This is a genomic window from Microbacterium pasadenense (genome assembly GCF_047246565.1).
In the GTDB taxonomy this organism is placed as follows: Bacteria; Actinomycetota; Actinomycetes; order Actinomycetales; family Microbacteriaceae; genus Microbacterium.
In genome coordinates, this window is record NZ_JBFOKN010000003.1 from 164285 (window position 1) to 178600 (window position 14316).

Sequence of the window (14316 nt, forward strand, 5' to 3'; positions counted from 1 at the left end):
TGTGGTCAGACGGCGGTGAATGCGACCGAGTACAACACAGCGGCCGTCCTGCGGGGATGAGAATCCTCCAACCTGTGGACAGCGCTCCGGCATCCTCCCGGAGATGGCCTACTGTCGCCCCCGTGCGCTGGGATCGCTTCTTCGAAGACCTCGAGGACCAGCTCGACTCCGAGGAGGAGGCCGAGCGGGCCGCCCTCGACACCGAGGCCGAACGCCTCCGGTTCGCCCGCCTGACCCTCACCGAGCGGATGACCGCGGTGAGCCGGGACCCCGCCGTCGAGGCGGTCGTGGATCTCGTCGACGGGTCGGTCGTCACCGGGCCGGCCGTGGCCGTAGGGCCTGACTGGGTCGCGATCGACGGCGGCAGCCGCTCGCGCGGCGCGGTCCTCGTGCCGTTCGCCGCGATCGAGGCGGTCGGGATGCCGCACGCCGATCTCCTCCGCAGCGCGCGAGGCGCGGCGCCCGGGCCGCTGCAGGAGCGCATGACCCTGGGCTTCGTGCTGCGTGACCTCGTGCGGCGGCGGGTGCCCGTCACGGTGCGGAGCACCGGCGGCCGAGACTTCAGCGGGACCATCGACCGCGCGGCATCCGATCACCTCGACATCGCGCTGCACGACTGCGGCGTGCCGCGGCGCAGCGACCTCGTGACCGGGCACCGCCTCCTGCCGCTCCTGGCCGTCGTGTCGGTGCGGCTGGAGTCGCCGGTTCCGCTGGTCTGACGTCCGCGGTCCTCGCCTCAGCGGCCCTGGCGCTTCTTGTAGGGCTTGGGCTGGCCCTTCACGATCGGCGCGCGGCCCTTGCCCTTCGAGGCCTTCGCCTTGCCGCCGCCCGAGGTCCGCGGCTTCGCGGCGGGCGCGGGCGCCTCGGCGATCATGCGCTTCGCGTCCGCGAGCAGCAGGGTCCCCGCGGGGGTGAGCCGCGTCGGCTTGTCCCGGGTCACGAGCGTGGATCCGACCTCGTCCTCGAGCTTGTCGATCGAGGTGTAGAGCGAGGCGAGCGGGATGCCGAGGGCGTGCGCGGCCCGGGGGAAGTGCAGTTCCTCCGCGACGGCGACGAACCGCAGCAGCAGGGTGATGTTCACGATGTCAGTCTCCGAGATCGCCGGGATGGGTGTGCTCGCACCACGCCGCGGTCGGCGCGATGCACGGGATCAGTCCCGTCGCGGGCCGCGCCCCCAGAGCTCCGGGAAGCTGGCGGCGTTGGACTCGCGCCACAGTGCGTAGCGGCGTGCTTCCTCGGCCTGGTCGTCGAGGTAGTCCTCGACGCTGGCGGCCTCGATCCGCCAGACGCCCGGGGTCCCGACCTTGGCGCCCCGGAGACGGCCGTCCAGGACCAGTGCGACGATCTCGTCGACATCGAGCTGCAGCATCTCCGCCACCTGGGCGGGGGTGAGCATGCGCGCGGTCGGGTTCTCGGGCATGACGCCATTATGGGTGCCGGGTGGGGGAGATGCCGGTCCCGCGCCGGGCTGTGGATAATCGGCGACCGGAATCGCGTGCGTCGGTCACCATGTCGTCATGAGCAGTCCCGAGACCGTCCGGCCCCGACCTCGAGCGTTCTGGGCTGATGCCCGGTTCCTGCTCGGGATCGTGCTCATCGTCGTCTCCGTCGCCGGGGTCTGGCTGGTCGTGGCGACCGCGCGGCAGACCGCCCCGGTGTTCGCGGCGGCCCGGACGATCGTGCCGGGCGAGACGGTGACCGCGGAGGACCTGCAGGTGGTGGACGTGGCGCTCGGGCAGGCGCGGGAGGCGTATGCCTCGGCCGCCTCGCTGGAGCCCGGCGTCGTGGCGGTCCGCACCATCGCGGCGGGGGAGCTGGTGCCGAGGACGGCGATCGGCGACCCGGCCGCCGCGACCACGACGACGGTGGTCATCCGGACGACGGGCGATGTCTCCGCCGCCGTCGTCGCCGGCAGCGTCGTCGAGGTCTGGGCCGCGCCTCCGGGCGACCGCGGCGACTTCGGACGGCCGCGCGTCCTGGTGCCGTCGGCGACGGTCGTCTCGGTCACCCGCGATGACGCCGTCGTGTCGGGCACGCAGGTGTCCCTCGAGCTGGTGGTCGCGCGGGCGGACGTCGCGGCGACCCTCGCGGCGCTCGGGGACGGCTCCGGACTGTCCGTCGTCCCCGTCGCCGGGACGGCGCGATGAGGGCCGTCGTCGCCGTCGACGGCCGCCGCGCCGAGGAGATCGCGCAGCGGCTGCGCGACGACGACGTCGACGTACGCGCGGTCGTCGCGGCGACCCGCCCTGCGGCGGTCGTCCTCGATGCGCTGTCCACGCCCGAGGCGGCCGAGCTGCTCGCGGAGCTGTCCCGGGCGGACGCGCTCATCATCGACGCGCGCGGCGCGTCGCTCACCGCGGACCTCGTGTCCGCCTGCGACCGGCTCGGGGTGCGCATCGTCCCGCTCTGCGATCGCGCGACGGATCGGCGGCTCGCCGCCTCGCTCGGGCTGGTGCCGCGGGACCGGGACACATCCGTCACCGAGCTGCTGACCGCTCCGGCGGATCGGCCTCCGGCGACGTTCTCCCGCGGGCGGATCATCGCCGTGTGGGGCGCGCCCGGCTCTCCCGGTCGCACGACCGTCGCCATCGAGCTCGCGTGCGCGCTCGCCGCCGCCGTCCGTCGCGTGGCCCTCATCGACGCCGACACGCACGCGCCGTCGGTCGCCCTCGCGACCGGGCTCGCCGACGAGGGACCCGGGTTCGCCGCCGCCTGCCGTCAGGCCGACCGCGGCGCGCTCACGGTCGCAGAGCTGACGCGCATCGCCTGCACCCTCGGCGAGGTCGACGTCCTGACCGGGCTGAACCGTCCCGGCCGGTGGCCGGAGTTGTCGCACCCGCGGGTTGCGGCCGCCCTCGAGGTCTGCCGCGACTGGGTGGACGACGCGGTCGTCGACGTCGCCGCGCCGCTGGAGCGGGACGAGGAGATCATGAGCGACCTCGTCGACGGACCGCGCCGGAACGCCGCCACCCACGCCACGCTCGCGAGCGCCGACGTCGTCGTCGCGGTGGTGGCATCCGATCCCGTCGGCGTCGCCCGGTTCGTCCGCGCCTGGCCCGACCTGCGCGCGGCGGCCGGATCCGCGCCGGTACGGGTGATCGTGAACAAGACCCGTGCCGGCGCGCTCGGGGTCGATGCGCGCGGGCAGGTCCGCCGCACGCTGGAGCGGTACACCGGCGCATCCGAGGTGTCGTTCGTGCCCTGGGACGTGCGCGGCACGGATGCCGCCATGCTCGCCGCCCGGCCGATCGCCCACGTCGCCCCGCGGTCGGCCATCCCCGCGGCGATGCGTCGGCTCGTCACGGAGTCGTTGGCAGTGCCGCTGCCCGCCGAGGTCCCTGCGCGCCGGGCCGTCCTCCGGCGGCGACTCGCACGGACGGCGTGATCGGGCGCTCTAGGGTGGAAGCGTGTCCACGCTCAGCGACCTCGCCTACGCCCAAGGCCGTTCCACCGCGGAGGACGTCGAGTGGCTCCACCGCCTCGCAGGCGACGGCCAGCTCCTCGCCGACCTCGCCTTCGCGGACATCGTCATCTGGGTGCCGACGCCCGATGACTCGTTCATCGCCGTCGCACATACGCGCCCCGGCGGCTCCGCGACCCTGTTCTACCGCGACATCGTCGGCGACCTCGTGCGGCCGCAGTGGCGGACGCAGGTCAAGGACGCCTTCACGCAGGGTCGGGTGGTCGACTCCGCCTCACCGGACTGGTTCGAGGAGACCCCGACGCGTGTGCGCGCCGTCCCGATCGTGCGCGAGCGGGCCGGTGAGGGTCGCCCCGCGACCGTCGTCGGCGTGCTGACCCGTCACACCAACCTCGGTGAGGCGCGGACGCCGTCGCGGCAGCAGATCACCTTCAACGACTGCGCCGACGAGCTGTTCGGCATGGTCGCCACCGCCGACTTCCCCGATCTGAGCGCGCCGACGTCGCCCCGCCGAGGTGCCCCGCGCGCGTCGGACGGCCTGATCCGTCTCGACGTGGACGGGATGACGACCTTCGCGAGCCCCAACGCCCTGTCCGCCTTCAACCGGCTCGGCTTCGAGGACGAGCTCGAGGGGGAGCCGCTGATCGAGGTCGCGACGGCGATCCTGCCCACCTCCCGCGAGTACGACGAATCCCTCCCGATCGTGATGGCGGGACGGGCGCCGTGGCGGGCCGACCTCGAAGCGCGCGGGGTGACGGTGTCGCTGCGGACGATCCCGCTGCGTGACAACGGCAACCGGATCGGGGCGATCGTGCTGTGTCGTGACGTGAGCGAGATCCGTCACCAGGAGCAGGAGCTCATCACGAAGGACGCGACGATCCGCGAGATCCACCACCGCGTCAAGAACAACCTGCAGACGGTGGCGTCGCTGCTGCGCATCCAGGCCCGCCGCACGCACTCCGATGAGGCCCGCGACGCCCTGACGCAGGCCATGCGCCGGGTGTCCGCGATCGCTGTCGTCCACGACACGCTCTCGGAGGGGCTCGCCCAGAACGTGGACTTCGACGATGTCTTCGACCGGGTGCTGAAGCTCGTCGCCGAAGTGGCGGCCGCGCCGAACACGCGCGCCCGCACCCTCAAGACGGGCTCGTTCGGCACGCTGCCGAGCGCCTATGCGACGCCGCTCGCGCTGGCGCTGACCGAGCTCGTGACGAATGCCGTCGAGCACGGTCTCGTCGACAAGGAGGGTGAGGTCGAGATCCTGGCGGATCGGAACGACGAGCGTCTCGAGGTCCGGGTGCGAGACAACGGAGTGGGCCTGCCGGAAGGACAGGTGGGCCGCGGGCTCGGCACGCAGATCGTCCGCACCCTCATCCAGGGTGAGCTGAGCGGGACGATCGACTGGCACACGCTGGTGGGCAGTGGCACCGAAGTGACGATCGAGATCCCGATGCGCTACATCGAGCGCGATCGGGTCTGATCCGGCGGCGTCAGGAGGCGCGGCGGGCGCGGGCGGCGCGGCGCTTCAGGGCGCGGCGCTCGTCCTCGGAGAGGCCACCCCAGACCCCGGAGTCCTGACCGGTCTCGAGGGCGTACTGCAGGCACAGCTCGGTCACGGTGCAGCGGGCGCAGACGGTCTTCGCCTTCTCGATCTGGTCGACGGCCGGACCCGTGTTCCCGACAGGGAAGAACAGTTCGGGGTCGACGGTCAGGCAGGCGGCTTTGTCGCGCCAATCCATAGCGGTGCTCCTTGGGGAGGTGGGGAAGATGGGATGTGCGACGCCGGGCGACGTCGACTACCCTGATTTGAGTGCGAGCAGAACGCTCGCCCCACGGCGCTGTGGGAGCACATTTGCTCTCCAATAGTCCCATGCTCCGGCATGTGAATCAAGGGTTAACGGAGTATTTCGGCGCGGCAACGCGCCCAGAGTCGTCTGCCCCGCCCGGCCGAGGGTGCGGCGAGGAAGTCGGAACGTGAGCATCACCCGGATCGAGCGGATCGCTGCGGCCTTCCTCGGGCTCGAGGCGCTGTTCGTCGTGCTGCTCGCCGTCTGGGAGGGCCTCGCGCTGGCGGGCGGCGACACCGATTCGGTGTCCAGCTCGATCGCCCTCCTGGTGCTGACCCTCGTCGCCGCGGCTGCCGTCGGCGCCTTCGCCGCGGCCGTATGGCGAGGCGGGTCCTGGGGCCGCTCCGGCGGCATCGTCGTGCAGCTGCTCGTCCTGTCCGTCGCCGGCGGGACGCTCACCGGCGACGGTGCGAATCCGCAGGTCGCCGCGCTGATCGCGGCGCCCGCGATCGTCGGGCTGGTGCTCCTGATCGGCGCCGCGCGAGCCGCCGGTCCGCGGACCCGGCGCGAGGCCGACCTCGAGCCCGGCACGGCTGCTGAGCCCGGCTCCGACTGAGCGCCGCGGACGGCGACCGGCCGTCGCTCAGACGCCGAGCAGTCCTCGCACGCGCGCCACGTGGCCCGTGGCCTTCACGTTGTAGAGCGCGTGGCGGACGACGCCGTCCTCGTCGATCACGAACGTGGAGCGGATGACGCCCTCGACGGTCTTGCCGTAGTTCATCTTCTCACCCCAGGCGCCGTACGCCGCGTGCACGGCGTGGTCGGGGTCGCTCAGCAGGTCGTAGGGGAGGCTGTCGCGCTCGCGGAACTCGCGCAGCTTCGCCGGCTCGTCACGCGAGATGCCGACGACGGTGTAGCCGGCGTCCTGCAGCGGAGCCATGCTGTCGCGGAAGTCGCAGGCCTCGGTCGTGCAGCCGGGCGTCATCGCGGCCGGGTAGAAGAACGCGACGACCCGCTGGCCGCGCATCTCGCTCAGCGTGACCGGATCGCCGTCCTGGTCGATGAGGGAGAAGTCGGGCGCGACGGTACCGGGTTCGAGGCGAGGCATCCGCCCAGTTTACGGCGTCGGGGAGCGAATCCTCAGAACGTCGGCGGCGCCGAGAACGTGGTGAGCAGGCGCTGCAGCGAGTCGACGCGAGCCGCCCCGCGCTCTCCGAGCCGCCCATCGGCGACGGCTTCGACGAGGGCGCAGTCGGGGGCGTCGGGGAGGTGGGTGCAGCCGCGCGGGCACTCCTCCGCGATGTCGGCGAGATCGGTGTAGGCGCGCAGGATGTTCGCGGGATCGACGTGGCCGAGTCCGAAGGAGCGGACACCCGGCGTGTCGATCACCCACCCCTTCCCGGACGGGCCGACGTAGCGCAGCGACACCGCCGAGCTCGAGGTGTGGCGTCCGCGCCCGGTGACCTCGTTGACGTGACCCGTGGCGCGGAGGGCGTGGGGGACGAGTGCGTTCACGAGCGTCGACTTGCCGACGCCGGAATGACCGACGAAGACGGTCGAGTGTCCGACGAGGAGGTCGCCGATCAGGTCGACCGGCATCGCGTCCCGGCCGCTCGTGATGACCTCCAGATCCTCGAGCCCCTCGAAGTGGGCGAGGAACGGGGAGGGATCGGCCAGGTCGGTCTTGGTCACGACGAGGATCGGCCGCATGCCGGCGTCGAGCGCGGCGATGAGGTAGCGGTCCACGAGGCGGGGCCGCGGCTCGGGGTCGGCGGCCGCGACGACGATCAGCATCTGGTCGGCGTTCGCCACGATGATGCGCTCGACGTGGTCCGTGTCGTCGGCGCTCCGGCGCAGCAGCGACGTCCGGTCGAGGATGCCGACGATGCGCGCGAGCGTGCCGTCGTCGCCCGAGGTGTCGCCCACGACCCGGGCGCGGTCGCCGTTGACGATGGGCTGCTTGCGGAGCTCCCGCGCCCGGGAGGCGAGGATCTGATGCTCGTCCGGTCCGTCCTCGTCGACGAGGACGGTGTAGCGGCCGCGGTCGACGCCCAGGACGCGGGCGATCACGGCATCGGCGTGCGCGGGACGGCGCTTCGTGCGCGGCCGGTTCGCCTTCGGATTCGGGCGAGCCCGGAAGTCCGTCTCGTCGTATCCGAGGTCGTCGTCGTCCCCGTCGTCGTCCAGCCAGCTCACGCGAGCATGTCCGCCCAGAGTCGGGGGAACTCCGGCATCGTCTTCGACGTCGTCCCGATGTCGTCGACCTCGACGCCGGGGACGCGCAGCCCGATCACCGCGCCGGCCGTGGCCAGGCGGTGGTCGTGGTGCGCGCGCCAGAGGCCGCCGCGGAGCGGTCGCGGGACGATCCGGATGCCGTCCTCGAGCTCCTCCGCTTCGCCGCCGAGCGCCCGCAGGTTGCCGACGAGCGCCGCGATGCGGTCGGTCTCGTGCCCGCGGATGTGGCCGATCCCGTGGAAGGTCGTCGGGGCGTCCGCGAACGCCGCCAGGGCGAAGAGCGTGGGTGTCAGCTCACTGGCGGCGGACAGGTCGAGGGCGACCGCCGTGATCGATTCGCCACCGGTGACGGTGAGCGCGCCGCCACGACGGGTCGCGCGGGCCCCCATCACGGGGAGGATGTCGGCCAGGAGCGCGCCGGGCTGCGTCGAATGCGCCGGCCAGCCGGGGATCGTGACGGAACCGCCGGTGAGGGCGGCGGCGGCGAGGAACGGGGCCGCGTTGGAGAGATCCGGCTCGATCGCCGTCTCCTTGCCGCGGATGGGACCGGCCGGGACCAGCCACTCGTTCGCGCGCGGATGCTCGACGTGGACGCCGCGGCGGGCGAGCGCGTCGACGGTCATCTCGATGTGAGGGAGGCTCGGCAGGCGGTGACCCTCGTGGATGAGACGCAGGCCGACGTCGAAGCGGGCGGCGGCCAGCAGCAGTCCCGAGACGAACTGGCTCGACTGACTCGCGTCGATGGTGACCTCGCCGCCGCGGACGTGCCCGTGTCCGCGCACGTCGAACGGCAGCGACCAGCTGCCCGAATCGTCGATGTCGGCGCCGACGTCGCGGAGCGCGCGGATCATCGCGCCCATCGGGCGGTGGAGCGCCGTCTCGTGGGCGGTCACGTGCACGTCGCCGACGGCGAGCCCGGCGAGCGGCGTGATGAAGCGCATGACGGTGCCCGCCTGGCCGCAGTCGATGGTGGTGCCTCCGGCGAACGTCGCCGGCGGGACGATCTCGAGGTCGGGGCCGAACGGGCCGTCGCCGGCGACCGTCCGGATCGAGACGCCGAGAGTGCGGAGCGCGTCCACCATCCGAGCCGAGTCGTCGGAGTGGAGTGCGCCGGTCAGCAGGCTCGGCCCGTCGGCCAGCGCGGCCAGGACGAGCTCGCGATTGGTGAGCGATTTCGACCCCGGAACCGTCACCGTCGCGTGCACGGGCGACCCGGGTGTGGGTGCCTGCCAGCGGGACGCGGCGGGTGACGGGGAATACGAGTCGGCGGTCATCGGTTCCAGCCTACTGAACACGACCCGCGACGCCGAAGGAGTGACATGATCGCGACGATCGATGCACCCGTCGACCCGAGGGTGCGCAACGTAGACTTGCGCGCGATGAACGATCAGGCGGATGACGACCCGCGTACCCAGTTCGAGGACCAGGCGCTGCCCTTCATGGACCAGCTCTATGCCGCCGCCATGCGCATGACGCGCAATCCCGCGGACGCGGCCGACCTCGTGCAGGAGACGTTCGTCAAGGCGTTCGCCGCGTGGGCCTCGTTCACGCAGGGCACGAACCTCAAGGCGTGGCTGTACCGCATCCTCACCAACACGTACATCAACACGTACCGCAAGAAGCAGCGCGAGCCCTACCAGGGCACGATCGACGAGCTGGAGGACTGGCAGCTCGGCGGTGCGGAGTCGACCACCGCGTCGTCCGGCCGTTCCGCGGAAGCCGAGGCGATCGACCGGATGCCGGCATCCGTCGTCAAGGACGCGCTGCAGGCCATCCCCGAAGACTTCCGACTGGCCGTGTACCTCGCGGACGTCGAAGGGTTCGCGTATCAGGAGATCGCGGACATCATGAAAACACCGATCGGCACGGTCATGAGCCGCCTGCACCGAGGCAGGCGGCAGCTGCGTGACCTTCTCGCCGACTACGCGAAGGAGCGCGGCATCGACGTGCCCGCCACAAGGAGTGCGAAATGAGCGATTGCGGCTGCGACAAGGCCCGCAAGGACCTGGAAGAGTACCTGCGCAACGAGGTGTGCAAGACGGAGCATTCGGACATCACCGAGCACCTCGAGCACTGCGAGTCGTGCCGGAACGAGGCGCTCGTCGCCACGACGCTGACGGCCGTCGTCGCCCGGGCGTGCAAGGAGGCCGCTCCCGAGGAGCTGCGCGATCAGGTGCTGTCGCGGCTCCGCGCCGAGCAGGCCACCCACCACTGACCGTCGCGCTCTGCGCCGGGCATCAGACGGGCGCGAACACGCGGACGGCCGCCGGCAGGACGTCGATCCGCACCGGCAGGGCGCCGAGCGGCTCTCCGTCGGCGTAGCCGGTCCCGCCGGGGGAGACGAGCGTGATCGCGCTCACCCGGTACGTCGAGACCTGCGGCGCGTCGGTGTGGGTGCCGGCGTAGACCCTCCGCAGCAGGCGCAGCAGCGCGATCCGGCCGGCGGGGCGGACCACGGTGACATCCAGCAGTCCGTCGTCCATGCGGGCGTCCGGGCACACCGGGATGCCGCCGCCGTAGCTCGGGCCGTTGCCGACCGCGGCGATCAGCAGATCCTCCGAGATCCGCGTCGTCGTGCCGTCCGGCCTCTCGAGATCCAGGACGTACGGGGTCGTGCGGAGCGCGAGGAACTCCCGCAGCACGGCGATCGTGTAGCGGGTCCGCCCGCGCGGCCACCGCATTCGGTTGGCGCGGTCGTTGACGCGGGAGTCGAAGCCGCTGGCGAAGACCGTCGCGTAGAGCCGTTCGGCGCCGTCCGGCCCGATCGACCGGGCGAGGTCGAGCGCGCGGACCGTTCCCGAGGTGACCGCGGCGGCGGCCGCGTCCGCGTCCAGACTCGGCAGGCCCAGTGCGAGCGCGAGGTCGTTGCCGGTCCCGGTCGCGACGATGCCGAGCGGGATGCCGGTGCCCCGCACCCTCGCGAGCGCGATCCCGACCGTGCCGTCGCCGCCGGCCACCAGGATGCCGTCGGGGCGCTCCGCCACGAACTCGTCCAGCGCGGCTCCGGTCGCGTCGGCGTCCGGCGGCGTCACGACGCGGACCTCGACGCCGTCGGCGCGGAGCAGGTCGGCCACGCGCGTGGCCGTCCCGCTTCCCGAGCCCGCACGCGCCGTCGGATTCACCAGGAGGGCGACGCGCATGCGGGCGTGCCGGCTCAGAGGGTGAGCGACTGCTCGATGATCGCGGCCTGCTCGCGCGCGTGCACCTTGGGCGAGCCCGTCGCGGTCGACGCCGCCGCAGCCCGCGAGACCCGGCGGATCGTGCGCCCGTTCAGGTGCTTCACGAGCTCCAGTGCGATGAACGGCCAGGCGCCCTGGTTCTCCGGCTCCTCCTGGACCCAGACGAGCTCCGCGTTCGGGTAGCTGTCGAGGATCGCGTTGAGCTCATCGACGGGAGCCGGGTAGTACTGCTCCAGGCGCACGAGGGCGACACGGTCGTTCGGCTTCTTCTCGAGCTCGGCGGTCAGGTCCCAGTGGATCTTGCCGGCGTGCAGCAGGACGCGCTGGACGGCGCTGCGGTCGAGTGCCCGCTCGTCGTCGATCACCGGCTCGAACCGGCCCTCGAGGAAGTCGTCGACGGGGCTCGTCGCGCTGCGCAGACGCAGCATCGCCTTCGGGGTGAAGACGACCAGCGGCCGGCGCGGGCGCGCGTAGGCCTGCCGGCGCAGCAGGTGGAAGTACGACGCCGGGGTGGACGGACGCGCGACGGTCATGTTGTCCTGCGCGCACATCTGCAGGTAGCGCTCGATGCGCGCCGACGAGTGGTCGGGTCCCTGGCCCTCGTAGCCGTGGGGGAGCAGCAGCACGACGCCGGACTGCTGGCCCCACTTCTGCTCGGCGGACGAGATGAACTCGTCGATGACCGACTGGGCCCCGTTGGCGAAGTCGCCGAACTGGCCCTCCCACAGGGTGAGGGTGTCGGCGCGCTCGACCGAGTAGCCGTACTCGAACGCCATCGCCGCGTACTCGCTGAGCAGCGAGTCGTAGACGTAGAAGCGGCCCTGGTTGTCGCTCAGGTTCGCGAGCGGCAGCCACTCCTGCCCGTTCGCCCGGTCGTGCAGGACCGAGTGGCGCTGCACGAACGTGCCACGGCGGACGTCCTGGCCGGCGAGGCGGACGTTCGTCCCCTCGGCGAGGAGGGAGCCGAAGGCGAGCAGCTCGCCGAAGCCCCAGTCGATCTTGCCGTTGCGGCTCATGTCGTGGCGCTTCTCCAGCAGCTGCTGGAGCTTCGTGTGCACCGTGAAGCCTTCGGGCTTGTTCACGAATGCGTCGCCGATCTGCTCGATCAGCTGACGGGACACCCCGGTGACCTCGGGCTCGCCCGACACCACGGCATCCGGCTGCTCGGGAGCGACGACGGGCGAGGTCCCGGTCTCGGCGGCGTGCGTCTCGGCGAAGGCGATCTCGAGGCGGTTCTGGAAGTCCTGCTTCGCCTTCTCGTACTCCTCCTCGGTGATGTCGCCGCGGCCGACGAGCGCCTCGGTGTAGAGCTTGCGCACCGAGCGCTTCGCCTCGATCAGGTTGGTCATCAGCGGCTGCGTCATCGACGGGTCGTCGCCCTCGTTGTGGCCGCGCCGGCGGTAGCAGACGAGGTCGATCACGACGTCGCGGTTGAACTCCTGGCGGTAGCGGAACGCGAGGTCCGCGACGTGGACGACGGCCTCGGGGTCGTCGCCGTTGACGTGGAAGATCGGCGCCTGGATCGTCTTTGCGACGTCCGTGGCGTAGATCGACGAGCGCGCGTCGAGCGGCAGCGTGGTGAAGCCGAGCTGGTTGTTGACGACGACGTGGACGGTGCCCCCGGTGCGGTAGCCGCGCAGGCACGACATCTGCAGGGTCTCCATCACGACGCCCTGTCCGGCGAAGGCGGCGTCGCCGTGGACGAGGATCGGCAGCCACGAGTACGACCCGATCGGCAGACGGTCCTGCTTGGCCCGGACGATGCCCTCGAGGACGCCGTCGACGGTCTCGAGGTGCGACGGGTTGGCCGCGAGGTAGACGGGCAGCTCCTCGCCGCCGTCGGCGACGAACGTGCCCTCGGTGCCGAGGTGGTACTTGACGTCGCCGGAGCCGCTCTTCGAGCCGATCGCGACGGAGCCCTCGAACTCGCGGAAGATCTGGCTGTACGTCTTGCCCGCGACGTTGGTGAGCACGTTGAGACGGCCGCGGTGCGCCATCGCGATGGCGGCGCCGTCGAGCTTCTCGGCGGCGGCGCCCTGGAGGATCTGGTCGAGCAGGGGGACGAGGGACTCGCCGCCTTCGAGGCTGAAGCGCTTCTGGCCGACGTACTTCGTCTGCAGGAAGGTCTCGAACGCCTCGGCCTCGTTCAGCTTGCCGAGCACGCGGAGCTGCTCGTCGTGGTTCGGCTTCTGGTACTTGACCTCGAGGTTCCGCTGGAACCACGCGCGCTGCTCGGGGTCCTGGATGTGCATGTACTCGATGCCGATGGTGCGGCAGTACGAGTCGCGCAGGATGCCGAGGATGTCGCGCAGCTTCATGGTGCGCTTGCCGCCGAACCCGTTCGTGACGAACTCGCGGTCCAGGTCCCAGAACGTGAGCCCGTGACTTTCGATCTCGAGGTCGGGGTGGGTGCGCTGCACGTACTCCAGCGGGTCGACGTCGGCCATGAGGTGACCGCGGACACGGTAGGAGTTGATGAGCTCCTGCACGCGCGCCGTCTTGTCGACGCGCTCGGCGATGTCGACCTTGATGTCGCTGTTCCAAGCGATCGGCCGGTACGGGATCCGGAGCGCCGCGAAGATGTCGTCGTAGAAGCCCTGCTGGCCCAGGAGGAGCTGGTGGACGATCTTCAGGAACTCGCCCGAACCGGCACCCTGGATGACGCGGTGGTCGTACGTGCTGGTGAGGGTGATGGTCTTGCCGATGCCGAGCTCCGACAGCGCCTTCTGGCTCGCGCCCTGGAACTCCGCCGGATAGTCGAGGGCGCCGGCGCCGATGATGCAGCCCTGGCCCTTCATGAGGCGGGGCACCGAGTGCACGGTGCCGATGCCGCCGGGGTTGGTGAGCGAGACCGTCGTCCCGGCGAAGTCGGCGGCGGTGAGCTTGTTGGCGCGCGCGCGCTGGACCAGGTCCTCGTACGCGTTGAGGTAGGCGCCGAACGACAGGGTCTCGGCCTGTTTGATGCTCGGCACCATGAGGGCGCGCGTGCCGTCCGGCTTCGGGATGTCGATGGCGATGCCGAGGTTGATGTGCGCCGGTGCGACGATCGACGGCTTGCCGTCGACCTCGGTGTAGTAGACGTTCTGGCTCGGGAACGCCTTGAGCGCCTGGATCAGCGCCCACCCGATGATGTGGGTGAAGCTGACCTTGCCGCCGCGGGTGCGGGACATGTGGTTGTTGATGACGATGCGGTTGTCGATCATCAGCTTCGCCGGGATCGTCCGGACGCTGGTCGCGGTGGGGACCGTGAGCGACTGGTCCATGTTGGCGGCGAGGGTCTTGGTCATGCCCCGCAGGGGCGTGACGACGTCCTCGCCGGTGGCCTGCTCTGCCGCGGGCGCGGTCTTGGGCGCCTGCGCCGGGACGGGCTGCGGTGCGGCGGGCCGCGCCGTCGTGCGCGCGACGGGCTGCGAGCCGTTGCTGGCCGGGGCGGCGGGCGCCGGTGCCGGGGGAGCGGATGCCGGGGCTGCGGCTGCCGGGGCGGCGGCGGCGGGCGCCGCGGCGGCGGGGGCGGACTGCTCGGGGGTGTATGCCTCGAGGGTCGGCCACCATTCCTTGTCGACCGAGTTCTTATCGCGGCTGTACTGCTCGTACAGCTCCGCAACGAGCCACTCGTTGGCTCCGAACTCCCCGTCGGTGGTGTTTCCCACGCCGGTCGCCTGATCGGACACGGATCCGCCTACTTTCGTCGATG

At 71.6% G+C, this 14316-nt stretch carries 15 protein-coding genes; 7 read left to right on the forward strand and 8 right to left on the reverse strand.

Annotated features, from left to right (window positions below; all coding sequences use genetic code 11):
- The first annotated feature begins 122 nt into the window (after positions 1 to 122).
- Complete coding sequence (locus tag AB3M83_RS11310; RefSeq protein WP_412948139.1) at positions 123 to 719, forward strand: hypothetical protein; 597 nt, start codon at positions 123 to 125, stop codon at positions 717 to 719.
- 17 nt (positions 720 to 736) lie between these two features.
- Here AB3M83_RS11310 and AB3M83_RS11315 read toward each other — a convergent pair whose 3' ends face one another.
- Positions 737 to 1081, reverse strand: coding sequence for a LysR family transcriptional regulator (locus AB3M83_RS11315; RefSeq protein WP_412948140.1), 345 nt, complete (start codon positions 1079 to 1081; stop codon positions 737 to 739).
- Positions 1082 to 1150: 69 nt separating this feature from the next.
- Complete coding sequence (locus tag AB3M83_RS11320) at positions 1151 to 1420, reverse strand: helix-turn-helix domain-containing protein (protein ID WP_412948142.1); 270 nt, start codon at positions 1418 to 1420, stop codon at positions 1151 to 1153.
- Positions 1421 to 1517: 97 nt separating this feature from the next.
- On the opposite strand from AB3M83_RS11320, the gene AB3M83_RS11325 reads away from it, so the two are divergent.
- Genes AB3M83_RS11325 through AB3M83_RS11335 form a run of 3 tightly spaced genes read left to right on the forward strand, consistent with a single transcriptional unit; the run spans position 1518 to position 4901 of the window.
- Positions 1518 to 2147, forward strand: a complete 630-nt coding sequence (locus AB3M83_RS11325; RefSeq protein WP_412948144.1) for an SAF domain-containing protein — start codon at positions 1518 to 1520, stop codon at positions 2145 to 2147.
- Positions 2144 to 3385: a nucleotide-binding protein gene (locus AB3M83_RS11330; RefSeq protein ID WP_412948146.1), complete on the forward strand. Its 1242-nt coding sequence runs from the start codon at positions 2144 to 2146 to the stop codon at positions 3383 to 3385. Before AB3M83_RS11325 ends, AB3M83_RS11330 begins: the two co-directional genes overlap by 4 nt.
- A 22-nt stretch (positions 3386 to 3407) precedes the next feature.
- Positions 3408 to 4901: a sensor histidine kinase gene (locus AB3M83_RS11335; RefSeq protein ID WP_412948148.1), complete on the forward strand. Its 1494-nt coding sequence runs from the start codon at positions 3408 to 3410 to the stop codon at positions 4899 to 4901.
- A gap of 10 nt (positions 4902 to 4911) precedes the next feature.
- On the opposite strand, the gene AB3M83_RS11340 is transcribed toward AB3M83_RS11335, so the two are convergent.
- Positions 4912 to 5160 carry a WhiB family transcriptional regulator gene (locus tag AB3M83_RS11340; RefSeq protein WP_248172050.1) on the reverse strand — a complete coding sequence of 83 codons (249 nt, stop codon included), beginning with the start codon at positions 5158 to 5160 and terminating at the stop codon, positions 4912 to 4914.
- A 235-nt stretch (positions 5161 to 5395) separates the two neighbouring features.
- Between AB3M83_RS11340 and AB3M83_RS11345 the strand changes: the two genes are divergently transcribed.
- Positions 5396 to 5824 (forward strand): histidine kinase, encoded by a 429-nt coding sequence (locus AB3M83_RS11345; RefSeq protein WP_412948150.1) that lies wholly within the window; start codon positions 5396 to 5398, stop codon positions 5822 to 5824.
- A 27-nt stretch (positions 5825 to 5851) separates the two neighbouring features.
- Here AB3M83_RS11345 and bcp read toward each other — a convergent pair whose 3' ends face one another.
- The 3 genes from bcp to aroA are packed head-to-tail and all read right to left on the reverse strand — an operon-like array spanning position 5852 to position 8717.
- Positions 5852 to 6316 (reverse strand): thioredoxin-dependent thiol peroxidase, encoded by a 465-nt coding sequence (gene bcp / locus AB3M83_RS11350; RefSeq protein WP_412948152.1) that lies wholly within the window; start codon positions 6314 to 6316, stop codon positions 5852 to 5854.
- Positions 6317 to 6348: 32 nt separating this feature from the next.
- Positions 6349 to 7404, reverse strand: coding sequence for a ribosome small subunit-dependent GTPase A (rsgA, locus tag AB3M83_RS11355; protein WP_412948153.1), 1056 nt, complete (start codon positions 7402 to 7404; stop codon positions 6349 to 6351).
- Positions 7401 to 8717, reverse strand: a complete 1317-nt coding sequence (aroA, locus tag AB3M83_RS11360; RefSeq protein WP_412948155.1) for a 3-phosphoshikimate 1-carboxyvinyltransferase — start codon at positions 8715 to 8717, stop codon at positions 7401 to 7403. The genes rsgA and aroA overlap by 4 nt, the downstream gene beginning before the upstream one ends.
- Before the next feature lie 105 nt (positions 8718 to 8822).
- On the opposite strand from aroA, the gene AB3M83_RS11365 reads away from it, so the two are divergent.
- Both AB3M83_RS11365 and AB3M83_RS11370 read left to right on the forward strand, forming a co-directional pair.
- Positions 8823 to 9416, forward strand: coding sequence for a sigma-70 family RNA polymerase sigma factor (locus tag AB3M83_RS11365; RefSeq protein WP_412948157.1), 594 nt, complete (start codon positions 8823 to 8825; stop codon positions 9414 to 9416).
- The gene (locus AB3M83_RS11370; RefSeq protein WP_412948159.1) at positions 9413 to 9658 is read left to right on the forward strand and encodes a zf-HC2 domain-containing protein; all 246 of its coding nucleotides are present in this window, start codon (positions 9413 to 9415) and stop codon (positions 9656 to 9658) included. The genes AB3M83_RS11365 and AB3M83_RS11370 overlap by 4 nt, the downstream gene beginning before the upstream one ends.
- A 22-nt stretch (positions 9659 to 9680) precedes the next feature.
- Here AB3M83_RS11370 and AB3M83_RS11375 read toward each other — a convergent pair whose 3' ends face one another.
- Together AB3M83_RS11375 and AB3M83_RS11380 are read right to left on the reverse strand one after the other, a co-directional pair.
- On the reverse strand, positions 9681 to 10583 hold the full coding sequence (locus tag AB3M83_RS11375; protein ID WP_412948160.1) for a diacylglycerol kinase family protein: 903 nt from the start codon (positions 10581 to 10583) through the stop codon (positions 9681 to 9683).
- A gap of 14 nt (positions 10584 to 10597) precedes the next feature.
- Positions 10598 to 14293 carry a multifunctional oxoglutarate decarboxylase/oxoglutarate dehydrogenase thiamine pyrophosphate-binding subunit/dihydrolipoyllysine-residue succinyltransferase subunit gene (locus AB3M83_RS11380; RefSeq protein WP_412948162.1) on the reverse strand — a complete coding sequence of 1232 codons (3696 nt, stop codon included), beginning with the start codon at positions 14291 to 14293 and terminating at the stop codon, positions 10598 to 10600.
- Positions 14294 to 14316 lie beyond the last annotated feature (23 nt).

Bases quoted from the DNA above. Each gene is read 5' to 3' on its own strand.
- AB3M83_RS11375 (WP_412948160.1), bottom strand. From the start codon at position 10,583: ATGCGCGTCGCCCTCCTGGTGAATCCGACGGCGCGTGCGGGCTCGGGA.
- AB3M83_RS11370 (WP_412948159.1), top strand. From the start codon at position 9,413: ATGAGCGATTGCGGCTGCGACAAGGCCCGCAAGGACCTGGAAGAGTAC.
- bcp (WP_412948152.1), bottom strand. From the start codon at position 6,316: ATGCCTCGCCTCGAACCCGGTACCGTCGCGCCCGACTTCTCCCTCATC.
- AB3M83_RS11330 (WP_412948146.1), top strand. From the start codon at position 2,144: ATGAGGGCCGTCGTCGCCGTCGACGGCCGCCGCGCCGAGGAGATCGCG.
- AB3M83_RS11325 (WP_412948144.1), top strand. From the start codon at position 1,518: ATGAGCAGTCCCGAGACCGTCCGGCCCCGACCTCGAGCGTTCTGGGCT.
- AB3M83_RS11340 (WP_248172050.1), bottom strand. From the start codon at position 5,160: ATGGATTGGCGCGACAAAGCCGCCTGCCTGACCGTCGACCCCGAACTG.
- AB3M83_RS11365 (WP_412948157.1), top strand. From the start codon at position 8,823: ATGAACGATCAGGCGGATGACGACCCGCGTACCCAGTTCGAGGACCAG.
- AB3M83_RS11320 (WP_412948142.1), bottom strand. From the start codon at position 1,420: ATGCCCGAGAACCCGACCGCGCGCATGCTCACCCCCGCCCAGGTGGCG.
- aroA (WP_412948155.1), bottom strand. From the start codon at position 8,717: ATGACCGCCGACTCGTATTCCCCGTCACCCGCCGCGTCCCGCTGGCAG.